Origin of the sequence: Empedobacter sp. UBA5036 (assembly GCF_002415215.1) — a bacterium.
GTDB lineage: Bacteria > Bacteroidota > Bacteroidia > Flavobacteriales > Weeksellaceae > Empedobacter > Empedobacter falsenii_B.
In genome coordinates, this window is sequence record NZ_DICC01000068.1 from 120,425 (window position 1) to 134,678 (window position 14,254).

The window sequence follows — 14,254 nt, forward strand, 5'->3', positions numbered from 1 at the left end:
ATATTAATTCAATAAACCTCGATAAACAGGCAGATTGGTATGTCTTTTATTTATAATACTAAAAATAATTCAGTACTTTGTTTTGCATAATACTAAAACTTTTATATATATTTGTATAACAAAATAAAACAAGCCGTTCTTATGAATATAGAGAAAACAAAAGTTCAGATGCGAAAAGGTGTACTGGAATATTGTATTCTCAGCATTATCAAAAAAGGAGATGCTTATGCATCTGATATCATAGACGAATTGAAAAAAGCAGAGATGATTGTTGTTGAAGGAACATTATATCCGCTTTTGACAAGACTAAAAAATGATGACCTTTTACAGTATCGCTGGGAAGAATCAACGTCAGGACCACCTCGCAAATATTATGCACTTACAGAGTTAGGTGAAAATTTTTTAAAAGAATTAGCTGAAACTTGGGAACAGTTAATTGAAGCCGTGAATAAAGTAACCACAGAAACGCAGAAAAATGGATAAAACAGTATCAATAAGTATAGGAGGATTTTCTTTCGTGTTAGACGAAATCGCCTATAATAAATTAAAGACCTATTTACAAGATGTAAAAACTTCGTTGAGAGGTACGGAAGGTGTAGAAGATATTATTGAAGATGTAGAAATCCGTATTTCTGAATTATTTCGTGAACGATTAAAATTTAGAGAAGTCGTAAACGAAGATGACATCAATTTTGTAATTGCAACGATGGGACATCCAGATCAATATAAGGTTGAAGAAGATGAAGAGAACGAAAAAACGTCTACAAATTCATCATACAATTATTCGTCAAATAATCAATCGTATGGTGGGCAACAAACTGGTGCGAAACGTTTGTACCGCGATCCAGATGATACAATTGTAACAGGATTATCTGCTGGTTTGGCGCATTATATGGGCGTTGATCCTTGGTTTGTACGTTCTATTTGGTTAGTTCTTGGAATTTTGGGAATTTTCACAGCAGGTGTATCATTTTTCTTAGTGGTATTCTGTTATTTTATCTTGTTAATTTTTGTTCCAAAAGCAAAAACAACATCAGAGAAGTTACAGATGTACGGACAACCAGCAAACATTGATACATTAAAAAAAAACGTAGAACAAGCTAGTGAAGCTGTTGTAAGTGGAAGCAAAGAATTAAGTAATAAATTAGGCGGAGCCTTTGGTGTTTTTGGTCGAATTTTACTTTGGTTCATCGGATTTATCATTCTAAGTTCAGGAATTGGATTAATCATTGGAGGATTCTTTTTCTTCTTTACTACTTGGACAGAAATGCCAACAGAATTATTCGGTTATCTTGTTGAAGAGGAATGGATGAGCATGGCAGCCAAAATATTTGGAGGAATATTAATGGTAATTCCAGGTATTTTGTTGACAATTTTAGGTGTAAAATGTTTCTGGAATAAAGTAAAAGTAAGCAAAGCTGTCATCTTTGGATCAATCGCTCTTTGGTTTGTTGCATTATTTGCAATCATCGGAATTTCTGTAAGTACAGCAAGTAAATTTAGAAACTCAGTTGAAATGACACAAGAAAAAAGTTATGTTATTCCTTCTGATACCTTACAAGTTTATTTTAGAGAAAATAATGAAGGTAACTTAAAGTTCAAAACTTTTAACGATTTAGATCAATTAATTGATGCTGATGGAAACTTAATCATTCCAATTGATGATATTTTTGAGATTGAAGAAAGTACAGACGATAAACTTCATGTTCAAGTAACTTATTCTTCTAAAGGAGGAAGCAAAGAAGAAGCAAAACGCAATTTAGAAGCAATTAGATATAATTACGAATTAAATGGAAATAAACTTTATTTAGATGAGTTTATTAAAATTCCTAAAGATGGTAAATTTAGAAATCAAACGGTTGATATCAAATTGTATGTTCCTAAGAACAAATTAATTCACACGAATAACACTGATCGAATAACAATTATTAATAATGATAATGATCGTGATTATTTATACGATTTGAAGAATAAATTTATTGGATATAATGGAAAAAAATTCGTATGTTTGAATTGTCAAAAAGATTCAGATTCTGAGGACGATATTAATCTTGATTCAGAGGATGTAAACATAAATTTGAATGACGGAAACGATTCGGCGAGAGTTAGAATTGATAAAAATGGTATTCGTGTCGAAAGTAAAGACGGTTCAGTAGGACTAAATTTACCAAGAACTGAAAACAAAAAAGAAAAATCAAACCAAGAAATACACTATAAAGATGATACAGATTCTATTAACATTAACTACAGAAATCATTCAAATAATCGTTGATTTCTTTGCATAGACTTAGGAAGTATTTTAATTAATAATATTCAAAAAGAGACATTTCATTTCGGAATGTCTCTTTTTATTTTTGGTTACATTGACTAATATCCGTTTCGAGTTTTGTATGTTTGCAAATGCATAAAGCATCATTTTATGAAAAAAATTTTAGGCAAACTTTTGTACTCATTAGGAGGTTGGAAATTAGATAATCATCTCGATCTATCGAAAGTAGATAAATGCGTTTTGGTTTGCGCTCCGCACACTTCCAATTGGGATTTTTACTATACTATTTTGGCTTTTTGGCAAATGGGAATTCCAATGAAAATGTTTATCAAAGATGCTTGGACAAAACCTTGGTATGGATATTTTATAAAGAAAATGGGCGGAATCGGAATTGATCGTTCTCAACGACATAATATGGTCGATTTTGCTTCAGATATTTTGAAAGAATCAGATAAATTATATTTAATTAATACACCAGAAGGAACGCGTTCTCGTGCAGAAAAGTGGAAAAATGGATTTTTCTATATCGCGCAAAAAGCAGATGTTCCGATTGTTTTGGCTTATTGTGATTTCAAGAAAAAAAGAGCTGGAATTTCAAAAATTGTAGAAACAGAAAACAGAACTTTAGAAGATGTGATGGATGAAATTCAAGATTTTTACAAAAAAGTTAGGGCAAAACATCCAGCACTTTATAACCCAAAAATACATTAAATTATGAACGAACAAGATATTTTACAGAAGTTCAATGAAATTTCGAAAAATACATTACTTGAAACTTTAGATATAGAATTTACGGCAGTTGGAGAAGATTTTTTATCAGGAAAAATGCCTGTTACGCCTAAAGTTCATCAACCATTTGGGTTATTGCATGGAGGCGCTTCTATCGTTTTGGCGGAAACGTTGGGAAGTACATTGTCAAATATTATTTTACATTCGGATGATTTTGTGGCGGTTGGTCAACATGTTGACGCAAATCATCTTCGTCCAAAAAAGGAAGGAACAATTTTTGGGCATGCAACAGTCGTAAAACAAGGTCGTACTTCGCATTTGATTAAGATTGAAATCAAAGATGAAAACGATAAATTAATCTGTTATACACATTTAACAAACGCTATTATTTCTAAAAAACATGTTTAAAAAATTTCAAGATAAACTTGAAAGATTAATTCAGAATCAAGAACCTTTTCTTCTTTTTAGAAAACCAAATTCTACACAAGTGGAGTTGTGGGAAAATAAAGATTTTGAATCGGATAACAAGTTTATTTGTAATAGTTTCGATAATACAAAATTGGTTGAATTTAATGATAATGAGGTTATAGATATTGGAATAAATGAATTACCAAATTTTGAACTTTCTTTACCAGAATCAAACAAAAATGAAGCAATTTCGTATGAAAATTATATTGATTTAATTCAAAAAACAGTTGAAGAATTACAAAGTGATTCACCAACTAAAAAAATTGTAATTAGTCGAATCAATTCACTTCCAGAAACGAATATTAATTTAGTTGAAACTTTTAAAAATTTACATCAACATTATCCAAATGCCTATGTGTATTTGCGATTTGATACAGAAGAAGGTTGTTGGATTGGAGCTTCGCCAGAGCTTTTATTGAAAGAAAATAATCAATTTATACAAACTGTTTCTTTAGCTGGAACAAAAGCAAAAGAAGATGAATGGACAGAGAAAGAATATCACGAACAACAAGTAGTAACTGATTATATTTCGTCAACTTTAGAACCTTATACTTCTTACATTGATGTGGACGGACCATTTTCGGTAAATGCAGGATTTTTTGAACATTTGAAATCATTTATTTCAGCTCAATTAAAAGACAAATCTCAGCTGTATGACTTGTTGAAAGCTTTGCATCCAACGCCTGCTGTAGGAGGAATGCCAAAGGATCTGTCAAAAGATTTTATTCTCGAAAACGAAGGCTATAATCGTACTTTTTATGCAGGTTTTATGGGCTTTCAAAATAAAACAGAATCGGAGTATTTTGTTAATCTTAGATGTGCAAAAATCTATTCTAATAAAGTAAATTTGTATGTAGGAGGAGGTATTATGCCCGATTCTATTCCTGAAAATGAATGGCGAGAAACAGAACTGAAATCAAAAACAATAGGTGAATTGTTGGTGAAAACAGAGAATTAAATCAACTTAGGACGTTTAGATTTTGGTAAAGTTAAGATGACTAAATTATAAGAATCTTTTATCCATTCTTTGATTTGAATGTTTTTCACGTCTTGATGAATTTTAACAGTATTCCAATGTTTTTTGTTCATGTGATAACCAGGAATTACAGCTTCGAAATTTGCGCGTAATTCGATTGCATTATCTGGATCACATTTGATATTTACAGAATCAAAATCGTCAATATTACAAAGGCAAAACATTTTTCCAGCGATATAAAAGACCAAAGTAGATTGATCAAAAGGAAATTTTTCTTCGACCAATGGAAGTCCTAAACAAAACTCTCTTAACTCTTCTATATGCATAAAAATATTTTTAGTGAAGATACAAATAAAACGAAAACGACCTTAATTACAAGGTCGTTTTCTATTAAATGTGGAATGTATGCAATTAATTTACATCCCACCAAACACGCGTATTGATGTTATCTGGTCCCATTTGTTGAAGTGCGTTCTGATAGCCTTCTGGGTTATAATTTCTAACACTTGTTGGATAAAGCATACGACGAGGCATTTTTTTATCATTCAACATGGTAGAAGTTGTCGGTAATTTTGGAAAACCAGTTCTTTTATATTCAAACCATTGTTGGTAATCTGTAAAGAATAAAGCAAAATATTTTTGATCGATGATACGTTCTAACGTATTGTTGTATTTAATTTTTTCTTGTGCCATAAATTCAGCAGTAGGCTCGATATTCGTCCATAATTGTACAGCAGCTTTTACAGCTTTATCATAATGAGTTTTTGCATCACCACCTAAACCTTTTTGAGCCATTTCAGCTTTTATAAACTCAACTTCAGCATAAGTCATTAATGGAATTTTCATCGGAGCGATAACAATTGCATTGTTAGGAGATGACGGATTGAATTTGTAATCAGAACTATTTCCTTCGTAAGCTGCAGGAACTCCTTTGTAACCTAATGAAGAACCATCCAAATTAGAAGCTTTATTGACTAAAATTGGTAAACGAGGATCGTTGGTTTCGTTCATTTTATCAATAAAAAAAGTTGTGAATGTTCTACTATCTCTATAATCTTGCGCTCTTGGCCAAGGAGAAAAACTTGGTGCTAATCCAGAAATTTGTAAAATTGCAGATTCTGATTCACTTTCGAAAACTGGATAAGTTGTTGGATTATCAATGATTTTTTTTATTTCTGTTAAAGCAGATGCATCACGATTAGAGATTCTTAATAATAATCTCATTTTTAATGAATTGGTAAATTTTTTCCAACGTGTTATATTGATGTTTTTTTCACTACTTGGGAATAAAATATCTGTACCATATTTCAGACCTAAATTAGTTACATATAATTGATTTGCTTTTTCTAAATCATTAATTAATTGCTTATAAATATCTTCTTGTTTGTCAAACTTAGGTTTTGTAATACCTTCTTCGGCTTTTGCTGCTTCTGTAAAAGGAACATCGCCAAACATATCGGTTAAATTAGAAATTACCAATGAGCGAAGCGTCAATGCAATTGCTTGATAATTTACATCTCCTTCTTTTTCAGAAACCTTCAACATTTCTTCTAAATTTACGAGATTTTTATAAGCATTATTCCAAGTAGAGTTTCCTGTTCCTGTTGTTACATCATATCTATGAAGCCCCATAGCATTGCTTGGAAAAGGGATGTGTACTTGCATTAATTGTGCTGTGATATCATAGTTTTTTAGAACATTGTTTTCAGCTAAATTATATAATACAGGATTTAAAACGGAACCTGAATTAATTTCTGTGATTAAGTTTGGATCTTCATTCGCTTTCTCAAAATCGTTTGTACAAGAGAAAACAGTTGAAATTATAGTGAAGGCAAAAAATAGTTGAATTGAAATCTTTTTCATTTTAATAAATTGAATGTTGTAAATTATAATGAAGCTTTTAGAGTAACTCCGTATGTTGCAGTTGATGGCATTTGCCCCATTTCAACTCCAGGTACATAAACGTTACCGTTTAATGATGCTGTTTCAGGATCATATAAAGGGAAGTCACTAATGGTAAATAAATCGCGTCCGTAAACTGTTAATGACAATGCTTGTAAACCTGTTTTTGATAATAATCTTTTAGGGAAATCAAATGTTAAACTGACATCTCTTAATTTTAAATATGAAGCTTCGAATGAGTTAGATTCTACATTTGCACGACGATTATATTCTGCATAATAAGTTGCCACATCGGCTTTTGTTGTATTTGGAGAATAAGTTCCGTCAGAGTTTAAAACAACACCGTCACCAATAATAAAACCATCTTCGCGACCTGGTAAAGAATCTGCTAGTTTTCCTTGCTCCATCATTTTATGGTAACTTTGTGAATAGACAATTCCACCATATTGTCCGTCTAAAGTAAAACTGAAACGCAATGTTTTGTATTTGAATTCGTTTGTAAACCCTGCTCGCCATTTTGGAGTTGCATCGCCAACGTATTCTAACGATCCATTTTTAATAGGAACACCAGTTTTTTTGTCATAAATGATTTGTCCTGCTTCGTTTCTAACAAATTTTTCTCCATATAAAGCAGTTGAAGATCCACCGATTTTTGCAATTTGATAAACAGTTCCAGATTGACCAAGAATCATTTGATCATCTTCAATTCCATCGACCAAAGATTTTACTTTATTTTCATTTTTTGTCCAAGTTCCAGACATTTTCCAACTAAAATTATTATTTTTTATAGCTGTATATGAAGCGGCTATTTCGATTCCTCGGTTTTCTATTTCACCACCATTAACAACTCTCTTCGAGTATCCAGTTGTTATATCATTTGGCAATTCTATAATTTGATTTTCTGTACTTTGTTGATAAATAGTGAAATCTAAGCTTAGTCTTTTCTTGAATAATAAAGCTTCAAAACCAGTTTCCCAAGCTGTGGTTAATTCTGGTTTTATATCTGGGTTAAATAATCTGTTTTGTACAACTGCAGATCCAGCAAAATCACTCTGATCATAATATCTATTTGTCCAACCAGGAGTTCCTCCATTACCTACTTTTGCAAATGATAAACGATATTTTAAATAATTAATAGGTCCTTTTATTTTGAATAAATCAGATAATATGAAACTTGATGAAACAGAAGGATAGAAGAATGAACTGTATTTTAATGCAACAGAAGAGTTCCAATCATTACGACCTGTTATATCAACGAAAATCATATCTTTCCATCCAAAAGAAGCCATTCCGTATAATGAATTTTCTTTTAAATTAGAATCAGAAGTTCTAGCAAAAGGAGAAGTTAGTCCGTTCGCAAGTTTATAAACACCAGGAGAAGCTAGTCCATCTACCCAAGCGGTTAGATTTTTATATTCATAATTTTTTCTATTACCTCCTACATTGGCTGTAAATCCAAAATCGCCCCATTTATCTGTATAGGTCATTAAGAAATCGATATTTGTTTCTGTCTTAGAAACATCTTGTCTTTTATAATAACCTTTTGGCGTCCGATTCATATCAAATGGACGTTTTTGTTCGCGTAATTGTGTATAGGTATTAATTGCAGGACGAAGCATTAAACTTAGTTTGTTACTTAATTTAAAATCGGCTTTAATATTACCAATCAATTGATTACTTCTTAATGGATTAACAGCTTCGTAAGCAATAGCATAAGGATTATCCATGTAAGAACTATAAGGACGAATCATTTTTACACCATCGTAATTTTTTTGCCAAATTGGTTTGTACCAATTTAAATCTACGTTTGGATTTTGGAAGATCATAAAATAAGCAATAGATCCATTATTGTAACCAGTTCCTGGTAAATTATCACTTGTTTTGCGAGTATAGTTTAAAGCCGTCGAAACTTTGATACGATCACTTACTTGATAGTTTCCATTAATAGCTGCAGTATAATTTTCGTAGCCAGTATTTGGCATAATCCAGCTATTTTTCTGATGTCCAATAGAAGCTCTCATACTTCCTTTGTTATTTCCACCAGAAAGTGTAACTGCATTACTGAAAGTAAAACCTGTTTGCCAAAACCCTTTTCTATTATCTTTATAGGCACGCCATAAAGTTCTTTCAGTTCCTTGTTTTTCTAAAGTTGGATCATATTGGAAAAATGATTGCCCATCGAATTTTGGTCCGAATGCAGAAGAAGTACTTCCTGTGTTTGGACCATCTGCTGAGGCTTGATACGAGTAATAAGGATTCCCGTTTTTATCGAAACTTTTTCCAGTTCCTTGACCATATTCATATTGAAAATCTGGCCAATTGTTAATAACGTCAATAGCTACAGTTGATTTATATTCTAAACCTAATTGTTTACCTTTTTTACCTGATTTTGTAGTGATAATTAAAGCCCCATTTGCAGCTTTATTTCCATAAAGCGCCGCTGCTGAAGGTCCTTTTAAAACGGTTACACTTTCGATATCTGCTTGATTAATATCAGAAATACCATTACCAAAATCGATAGGAGAATCATCGCCCATATAAGCAGTATTGTTTCCAGAAGAAGTCATTTCTGTACTCATTGGAACACCATCAATGACAATTAAAGCATAATTTTTTGATTGATCTATTGAATTTGCTCCGCGTAAAATAATTTGTTGAGAATTGATTGGTCCATTTCCTCCAGAAATAATATTAAGACCTGCTACTTTTCCTTTTAATCCTGAAGACCAATTGTTCGCTTCTGCTGTAGCAAGTTCTTCTGAACCTATATTTTGTTGTGCAAATCCTAATTTTTTCTGCTCTCGCTTTATCCCTAAAGCAGTGACAATTACCTCATTCAGTTGGTTAGATTCTTCTTGTAAAGTAATTCTTATCTGAGAAATATCTTTCGGTGTGTATTCAATAAATTTGTGTTGAGATGAATTTACCAATAATGTAGGATGAGCAACATTTACTGAAACAAATTCGAAAAAACCATCTCCATCTGTAAATGTTTTAAAAGATGTTCCCTTGATGATGATTTCTACATCTGCAACTCCTAATCCGTTTTGATCAACGATTTGACCTTTGATTGGATTTTGATCTTGAGAAATCGATTGATGATAATCTGTTTTGGTATAAGTTTTAGCATTGGCGTGTAAACTTAAAAATCCACCTAGTAGAAGTAGTGGTAATTTTAATTGCTTCATGACTGTAAAAATGAAATGTTTATGTGTTAAAAATTTTAACAAAACTAGAACTTCTGTTTATGAAGTTGTTTAACTCATGGTTAAGAGATTTTTAAGTAAACATTACTAAAATAGAGGTCTTGATATTAGTTTTACATTTGAGTAAAGGTTTATTGATTTTTATTTAACATGAATAAATTGTGGAATATTTTATTTAAAAAAGCCACTTCGTTTGAAGTGGCTCATCAAGATGTGTATAAAACGATTATTTGATAACTTCGAAAGAAGATTTTTCTGTAAAAGTATTTCCGTACAAATCGGTTGCGCGAACTTCAATTGGATAAGTTCCAGCTTTTAACTTATTCGGTAAACGAACAGACCAAATATGTTTCGAAATTTCTGGAGCAGAAGGTCTGTTACCAATATTTGTAATTTCTGCATTATCAATTTTCATTATGGTTTCCATATAATTGTAATCAACTGTTGGATCCCAATTCATCTCTTTCCATTCACCATTATTTACACGATATTCCACTTTATTTGATTCATGTCCCATAAAGAAATTAGCATATAAAAAAGCACGATTGCGTTTACCTTCTTTTACTTTTTTTGTGTGGTACAGATCGATTTGTTTTTCTTTTGGTGAATTTGCAACTTTATAATCAAATTTATATTGATTACCATCTACATGTAAAAAAGCATAACCTTTTGGTGTACCATCGCGCATCGTAGAAGCTGGAACTCCTTTTGCATCTTTCGGTCCCGAATACCAATCACCAGAAGTTGTTCCAACATTGTACTCGTGATGAGGTTTTTGTTGTTGCCAACCATCTTGATTTGCATAAAAAATCTGTTCTTGGAAATGTGTATGAGCAGACATTGAAATTGTATTTGGGTAATCTTTTAACAATTCGAATAATTGATTTCTATCTTCTGGACGTGTGTCACGCAACGGAATATGGAATGTTAAAACGATTAAATGATCTTTTGGAACAAATTTTAAATCATTTTTAATGAATTCTAATTGATCAGGACGGAAACCTCCCCAGTATCCTTTTCCATCACGAGGATCAGGATATAAAATATCATCTAAAACAATAAAATGTGCTTTACCAATATTATATGAATAATTATTTGGACCGAAATTTTTCTCGAACGTTTCATCCGAATATTGATCTTCTTTTGCATCATAATTCATATCGTGATTTCCCATTACATTGTACCAAGGCAAACCAACTTTTGAAACAGCTTTTATATAAGATGGATGCAAATTCAAATCATCACCAACCAAATCTCCTAAAGAAAGTCCGAATTCCATTCCTTTTATTCCTTTAACATCGTCAATTACACCTTTAGAGAAATATTCGATTTCTTCTTCTGTATAAGCTTGAGGATCACCAAAAATTAAAGCAGAAAATTTTTCGTTTTCCTTTGTAGGAATTAAAGCAAAATCAATACTCTTTGGAGTGTTTCCAGTCGGAGAAGAACCTGCATATTCTAATTTTGGAGAACCATTAGGTTTGTTGATGTAGTAGAATTGCGGCTGATTGAATTCGTTTGTCGGAACTTTGTAATTTGTTGGTTTAATGACAAACAAAATAGTTTCGTTGTCAATCTCGATTTGATATTCTCCTTTATCATTTGTCGAAACAACTTGTTTTCCGTTACTAACTTGTACATTCGATAAACGTTTTTCAGATTTATCGAATTTGTTGTTTTGATTTTTATCTTCAAAAACAATTCCTTTAGCAAGTTGTTGAGCGTTGACAGAAGTATAAAAACTTCCAAATAATACCAGCGATAATACGATTTTTTTCATTGTGTGAATCTCTTGTTTTGTAGATGCTAAAATTCTATATTTTATGCGGGTTTCGGATTAACACAACAATAAGTAAAGATTAAATTTAAGTAAATAAGAATAACATATTTTCAAAGTTAATAATGGATGAATAATTGCCTTTCATTATTAAATAGTCTAAATTTGCAACCGATTGCATTATATTATGGAAGAGAAATTAAGCATGAGTTCACGACAAATTTTCATGCAAATTATAGGTTATGTAAGCTTTTCATTTATAGGTTATTTACTGATAGGCTTGCCATTGGCTATTTTACCTATTTTTATTACAAAAACATTAGGTTTTACCGAGCTTGTAGCGGGTATTGTAATCAGTTTGCAATATGTGACAACTTTTATTTTGAGAGGTTATGCGGGAAAAATTGTTGATACAAAAGGTCCTAAACCAGCCGTTTTATTAAGTATGAGTTTGTTTATTTTAGCTGGAGTTTTATTATACTTTTGTTACTTTACAAGAAACAATCATTTTCTGTCATTAGCTATTCTTGTACTTGCGAGATTGGTTACTGGAGCAGCGGAAGGAATGGTAGGTGGAAGTCCGATAAACTGGGCAATTTTAAAAATTGGACAACAACATACAGCGAAAGCGATTTCTTATAATGGTGTTGCAAGTTACGGTGCATTGGCAATTGGCGCACCATTGGGTGTAATTTTAAATCAATATTTTGGACTTGGTTTTATTGGTTTGTTTAGTATTGTTTGTGCGATTATAGGTTATTTTTTAGCTAGAAATAAAGAAAATATATTAACTGCAGTTTCAAAAGTTCCGCAACCATTTATAAGTGTATTGAAAACAGTTGCTCCTTTTGGAATTTGTTTAGCACTTGCAGGTCTTGGATTTGGAGGAATTTCCAATTTTATAACACTTTACTACGACTTTTATAGTTGGTCGAATGCAGCTTTATGCTTAAGTGTTTTCAGCTTATTATTTATCGTAGGACGATTATTTTTTAATAGTTCAATTAATACATTAGGAGGATTAAAAGTAGGAATTATCTGCATGATAGTCGAAACGATAGGTCTGTTAATTCTTTTTAGCGCACCAAATTCATTTATAGCTCTTATTGGTGCTGGAATTACAGGAATTGGTTTTTCATTAGTTTTCCCTGCAATGGGAGTAGAAGCTGTAGCGTTGGTTTCGGACAATAGTAAAGGAGCTGCCTTAGCTGCGTACGGCTTGTTTATTGATATTTCATTGGGAATTACAGGACCTCTAATTGGTGGTGTTATCAGTTTATTTGGAATGTCAAACTTATTTGGTTTTTGTAGTTTGTTTGTGTTTATAGGGTTATTGTATAGTTATTATTTACAAACAAAAAAAAATCGTTCAGAATTTAATAATTCCGAACGATAATATGAAAACATCTAATTTTAGATTCTTTTACGTAGTAAATTTTGCCTGTTCTGACATAATTTTTTAGCACTTGTTCTAATTCTTTTTCTAGTTTAGAATCAGGTCTAATTTTATGATTAAATCTAACATAAGAAATATCAAAAGCAGCACCAAAATTATGCGAACTATCGTTAGAAGATGCATTTTTATTAATTCCTCTCAAACGATTTTGATCATGTAGCGTTCGTGTCATCGATGTAACAACGAAAAAATTTTGACCTGTTGCTTTTACAAAATCACTTGCAATACTTGTCAAAATATCTCGACCTTTTGGAATAAGATATGAATGACTATGCGTTAAATCTCCAACTCGCCAACCATAACCACGCTGTTTTATTTTAACCAATTTACCTTGATTAATGTACTTGTTCAACTTTTTATCACCATCAATTAGCTCAAGTTTATGAGATTTTGCGGCATTCAAATGCTGAACATATTCTTTAGAAGGTTCTATAACAACTCGCGATTGAGCGTAACCGAATAAAGAAGAGCAAATAAAAAACGTTGTTAAAAATTGTTTCATGATTCAATTCTCTTCTGCAAAAATAGAAAAGAACTTTTATATATTACATTGTTGTTGATTTAAATTGATCAGGATTACGAACCGTTACATGAAAACAGTGTTGTCTATATTCTTTGATATAGTAAATTTTGCCATCATCTTGCAATTGTTTTAAAATTGCTTCTAAATTATCACGATGAGTTTTGCTATACGAATATTTATTATTGAATTTTGTATAAGACAAATCAAAAGAAGCTCCATAGTTGTGAGAACTTTCACCTTTTGCAGCATTGCTATTTACTCGTCTCAAACTTGCTTGACTTTCCTCTGAACGAGTAAGTGAAGTTACAGTAATTGTAGCATTATTTTCGTCCAAAAATTTTGAAGCAATTCGTTCTAAAACAGTTTTAGCTCTGTTATTTAAGAAAGCTTTACTGTGCGTTAATTTTTCAATTGTGTACCCATTTCCTTCCTCAGGAATAGCAACTAATTTTTTTGTAGCAACTAAACCTTCAATATCATCAAAACTCTTCACGATTGGAACGTTGAATGATTCTGCTGCCATTAAATGGTCGTCATAAGTTACTTTTTTTGTAGAGATAGAAGTGGATGAAGAGGCAGAATTTTCTGCTAAAATGTAACTTTCTTGACTTTGAGCTGAAATAAATATTCCGCTAAAAAGACAAGAAAGGGCAATTAATTTTTTCATGTTTTAAATTATTACGCGACAAAATTAGAAGTTACAATTTAATAAAGACTTGTTAAAAATTATAATATTTAACCCGTAGTGCATTTTATATAATTTGGGATTTTAGATTATTAATATTTCGATTAAAGTATGATTTATTAATGTACTGAAACACAGTAAGAGCAGTAATTTTAGCTAAAATTCTGGTTGTAAACCCTTCGATAGTCTTTGCATAATTTCGTCTAATCATAAACTGATCACATAGTTGAGAAAATCACGTTTCATTTCTTTTTCGATACTTT

Annotated in this window: 12 protein-coding genes and 1 pseudogene; 6 read left to right on the forward strand and 7 right to left on the reverse strand. The window is 31.4% G+C overall.

Annotation, left to right across the window (positions count from 1 at the left end; all coding sequences use genetic code 11):
• The first annotated feature begins 141 nt into the window (after positions 1 to 141).
• From B4J88_RS13285 to B4J88_RS13305, 5 genes are all read left to right on the forward strand, one after another.
• Positions 142 to 483 carry a PadR family transcriptional regulator gene (locus B4J88_RS13285; protein WP_125350363.1) on the forward strand — a complete coding sequence of 114 codons (342 nt, stop codon included), beginning with the start codon at positions 142 to 144 and terminating at the stop codon, positions 481 to 483.
• Positions 476 to 2,272: a PspC domain-containing protein gene (locus tag B4J88_RS13290; RefSeq protein ID WP_219034302.1), complete on the forward strand. Its 1,797-nt coding sequence runs from the start codon at positions 476 to 478 to the stop codon at positions 2,270 to 2,272. Before B4J88_RS13285 ends, B4J88_RS13290 begins: the two co-directional genes overlap by 8 nt.
• Positions 2,273 to 2,419: 147 nt before the next feature.
• Positions 2,420 to 2,980 carry a 1-acyl-sn-glycerol-3-phosphate acyltransferase gene (locus B4J88_RS13295; RefSeq protein WP_286495621.1) on the forward strand — a complete coding sequence of 187 codons (561 nt, stop codon included), beginning with the start codon at positions 2,420 to 2,422 and terminating at the stop codon, positions 2,978 to 2,980.
• 3 nt (positions 2,981 to 2,983) lie between these two features.
• Positions 2,984 to 3,406 (forward strand): PaaI family thioesterase, encoded by a 423-nt coding sequence (locus tag B4J88_RS13300; RefSeq protein ID WP_219034304.1) that lies wholly within the window; start codon positions 2,984 to 2,986, stop codon positions 3,404 to 3,406.
• On the forward strand, positions 3,399 to 4,424 hold the full coding sequence (locus B4J88_RS13305; RefSeq protein ID WP_286495620.1) for an isochorismate synthase: 1,026 nt from the start codon (positions 3,399 to 3,401) through the stop codon (positions 4,422 to 4,424). Before B4J88_RS13300 ends, B4J88_RS13305 begins: the two co-directional genes overlap by 8 nt.
• Here B4J88_RS13305 and B4J88_RS13310 read toward each other — a convergent pair.
• From B4J88_RS13310 to B4J88_RS13325, 4 genes are all read right to left on the reverse strand, one after another.
• On the reverse strand, positions 4,421 to 4,768 hold the full coding sequence (locus tag B4J88_RS13310) for an MmcQ/YjbR family DNA-binding protein (RefSeq protein WP_291067824.1): 348 nt from the start codon (positions 4,766 to 4,768) through the stop codon (positions 4,421 to 4,423). The genes B4J88_RS13305 and B4J88_RS13310 overlap by 4 nt on opposite strands.
• An 85-nt stretch (positions 4,769 to 4,853) precedes the next feature.
• A complete protein-coding gene (locus B4J88_RS13315) occupies positions 4,854 to 6,305 on the reverse strand; it encodes a SusD/RagB family nutrient-binding outer membrane lipoprotein (RefSeq protein WP_291067825.1) in 1,452 nt (483 codons plus the stop codon).
• Between the two features lie 23 nt (positions 6,306 to 6,328).
• The gene (locus B4J88_RS13320; RefSeq protein ID WP_291067826.1) at positions 6,329 to 9,532 is read right to left on the reverse strand and encodes a SusC/RagA family TonB-linked outer membrane protein; all 3,204 of its coding nucleotides are present in this window, start codon (positions 9,530 to 9,532) and stop codon (positions 6,329 to 6,331) included.
• 244 nt (positions 9,533 to 9,776) lie between these two features.
• Positions 9,777 to 11,330 (reverse strand): calcineurin-like phosphoesterase C-terminal domain-containing protein, encoded by a 1,554-nt coding sequence (locus B4J88_RS13325; protein WP_291067827.1) that lies wholly within the window; start codon positions 11,328 to 11,330, stop codon positions 9,777 to 9,779.
• 202 nt (positions 11,331 to 11,532) lie between these two features.
• Between B4J88_RS13325 and B4J88_RS13330 the strand changes: the two genes are divergently transcribed.
• The gene (locus B4J88_RS13330) at positions 11,533 to 12,723 is read left to right on the forward strand and encodes an MFS transporter (protein ID WP_291067828.1); all 1,191 of its coding nucleotides are present in this window, start codon (positions 11,533 to 11,535) and stop codon (positions 12,721 to 12,723) included.
• Here the strand turns inward: B4J88_RS13330 and B4J88_RS13335 are convergent.
• From B4J88_RS13335 to B4J88_RS13345, 3 genes and pseudogenes are all read right to left on the reverse strand, one after another.
• Positions 12,704 to 13,285, reverse strand: coding sequence for a DUF5715 family protein (locus B4J88_RS13335; RefSeq protein ID WP_180906330.1), 582 nt, complete (start codon positions 13,283 to 13,285; stop codon positions 12,704 to 12,706). The two genes, B4J88_RS13330 and B4J88_RS13335, sit on opposite strands and share 20 nt — an antisense overlap.
• Positions 13,286 to 13,328: 43 nt before the next feature.
• On the reverse strand, positions 13,329 to 13,973 hold the full coding sequence (locus B4J88_RS13340; protein ID WP_125350533.1) for a DUF5715 family protein: 645 nt from the start codon (positions 13,971 to 13,973) through the stop codon (positions 13,329 to 13,331).
• A gap of 85 nt (positions 13,974 to 14,058) precedes the next feature.
• A pseudogene (locus B4J88_RS13345) lies at positions 14,059 to 14,254 on the reverse strand (IS982 family transposase); the annotation flags it as partial.

Bases quoted from the DNA above. Each gene is read 5' to 3' on its own strand.
- B4J88_RS13330 (WP_291067828.1), top strand. From the start codon at position 11,533: ATGAGTTCACGACAAATTTTCATGCAAATTATAGGTTATGTAAGCTTT.
- B4J88_RS13325 (WP_291067827.1), bottom strand. From the start codon at position 11,330: ATGAAAAAAATCGTATTATCGCTGGTATTATTTGGAAGTTTTTATACT.
- B4J88_RS13315 (WP_291067825.1), bottom strand. From the start codon at position 6,305: ATGAAAAAGATTTCAATTCAACTATTTTTTGCCTTCACTATAATTTCA.
- B4J88_RS13295 (WP_286495621.1), top strand. From the start codon at position 2,420: ATGAAAAAAATTTTAGGCAAACTTTTGTACTCATTAGGAGGTTGGAAA.
- B4J88_RS13320 (WP_291067826.1), bottom strand. From the start codon at position 9,532: ATGAAGCAATTAAAATTACCACTACTTCTACTAGGTGGATTTTTAAGT.
- B4J88_RS13285 (WP_125350363.1), top strand. From the start codon at position 142: ATGAATATAGAGAAAACAAAAGTTCAGATGCGAAAAGGTGTACTGGAA.
- B4J88_RS13290 (WP_219034302.1), top strand. From the start codon at position 476: ATGGATAAAACAGTATCAATAAGTATAGGAGGATTTTCTTTCGTGTTA.
- B4J88_RS13335 (WP_180906330.1), bottom strand. From the start codon at position 13,285: ATGAAACAATTTTTAACAACGTTTTTTATTTGCTCTTCTTTATTCGGT.
- B4J88_RS13305 (WP_286495620.1), top strand. From the start codon at position 3,399: ATGTTTAAAAAATTTCAAGATAAACTTGAAAGATTAATTCAGAATCAA.
- B4J88_RS13300 (WP_219034304.1), top strand. From the start codon at position 2,984: ATGAACGAACAAGATATTTTACAGAAGTTCAATGAAATTTCGAAAAAT.
- B4J88_RS13310 (WP_291067824.1), bottom strand. From the start codon at position 4,768: ATGCATATAGAAGAGTTAAGAGAGTTTTGTTTAGGACTTCCATTGGTC.
- B4J88_RS13340 (WP_125350533.1), bottom strand. From the start codon at position 13,973: ATGAAAAAATTAATTGCCCTTTCTTGTCTTTTTAGCGGAATATTTATT.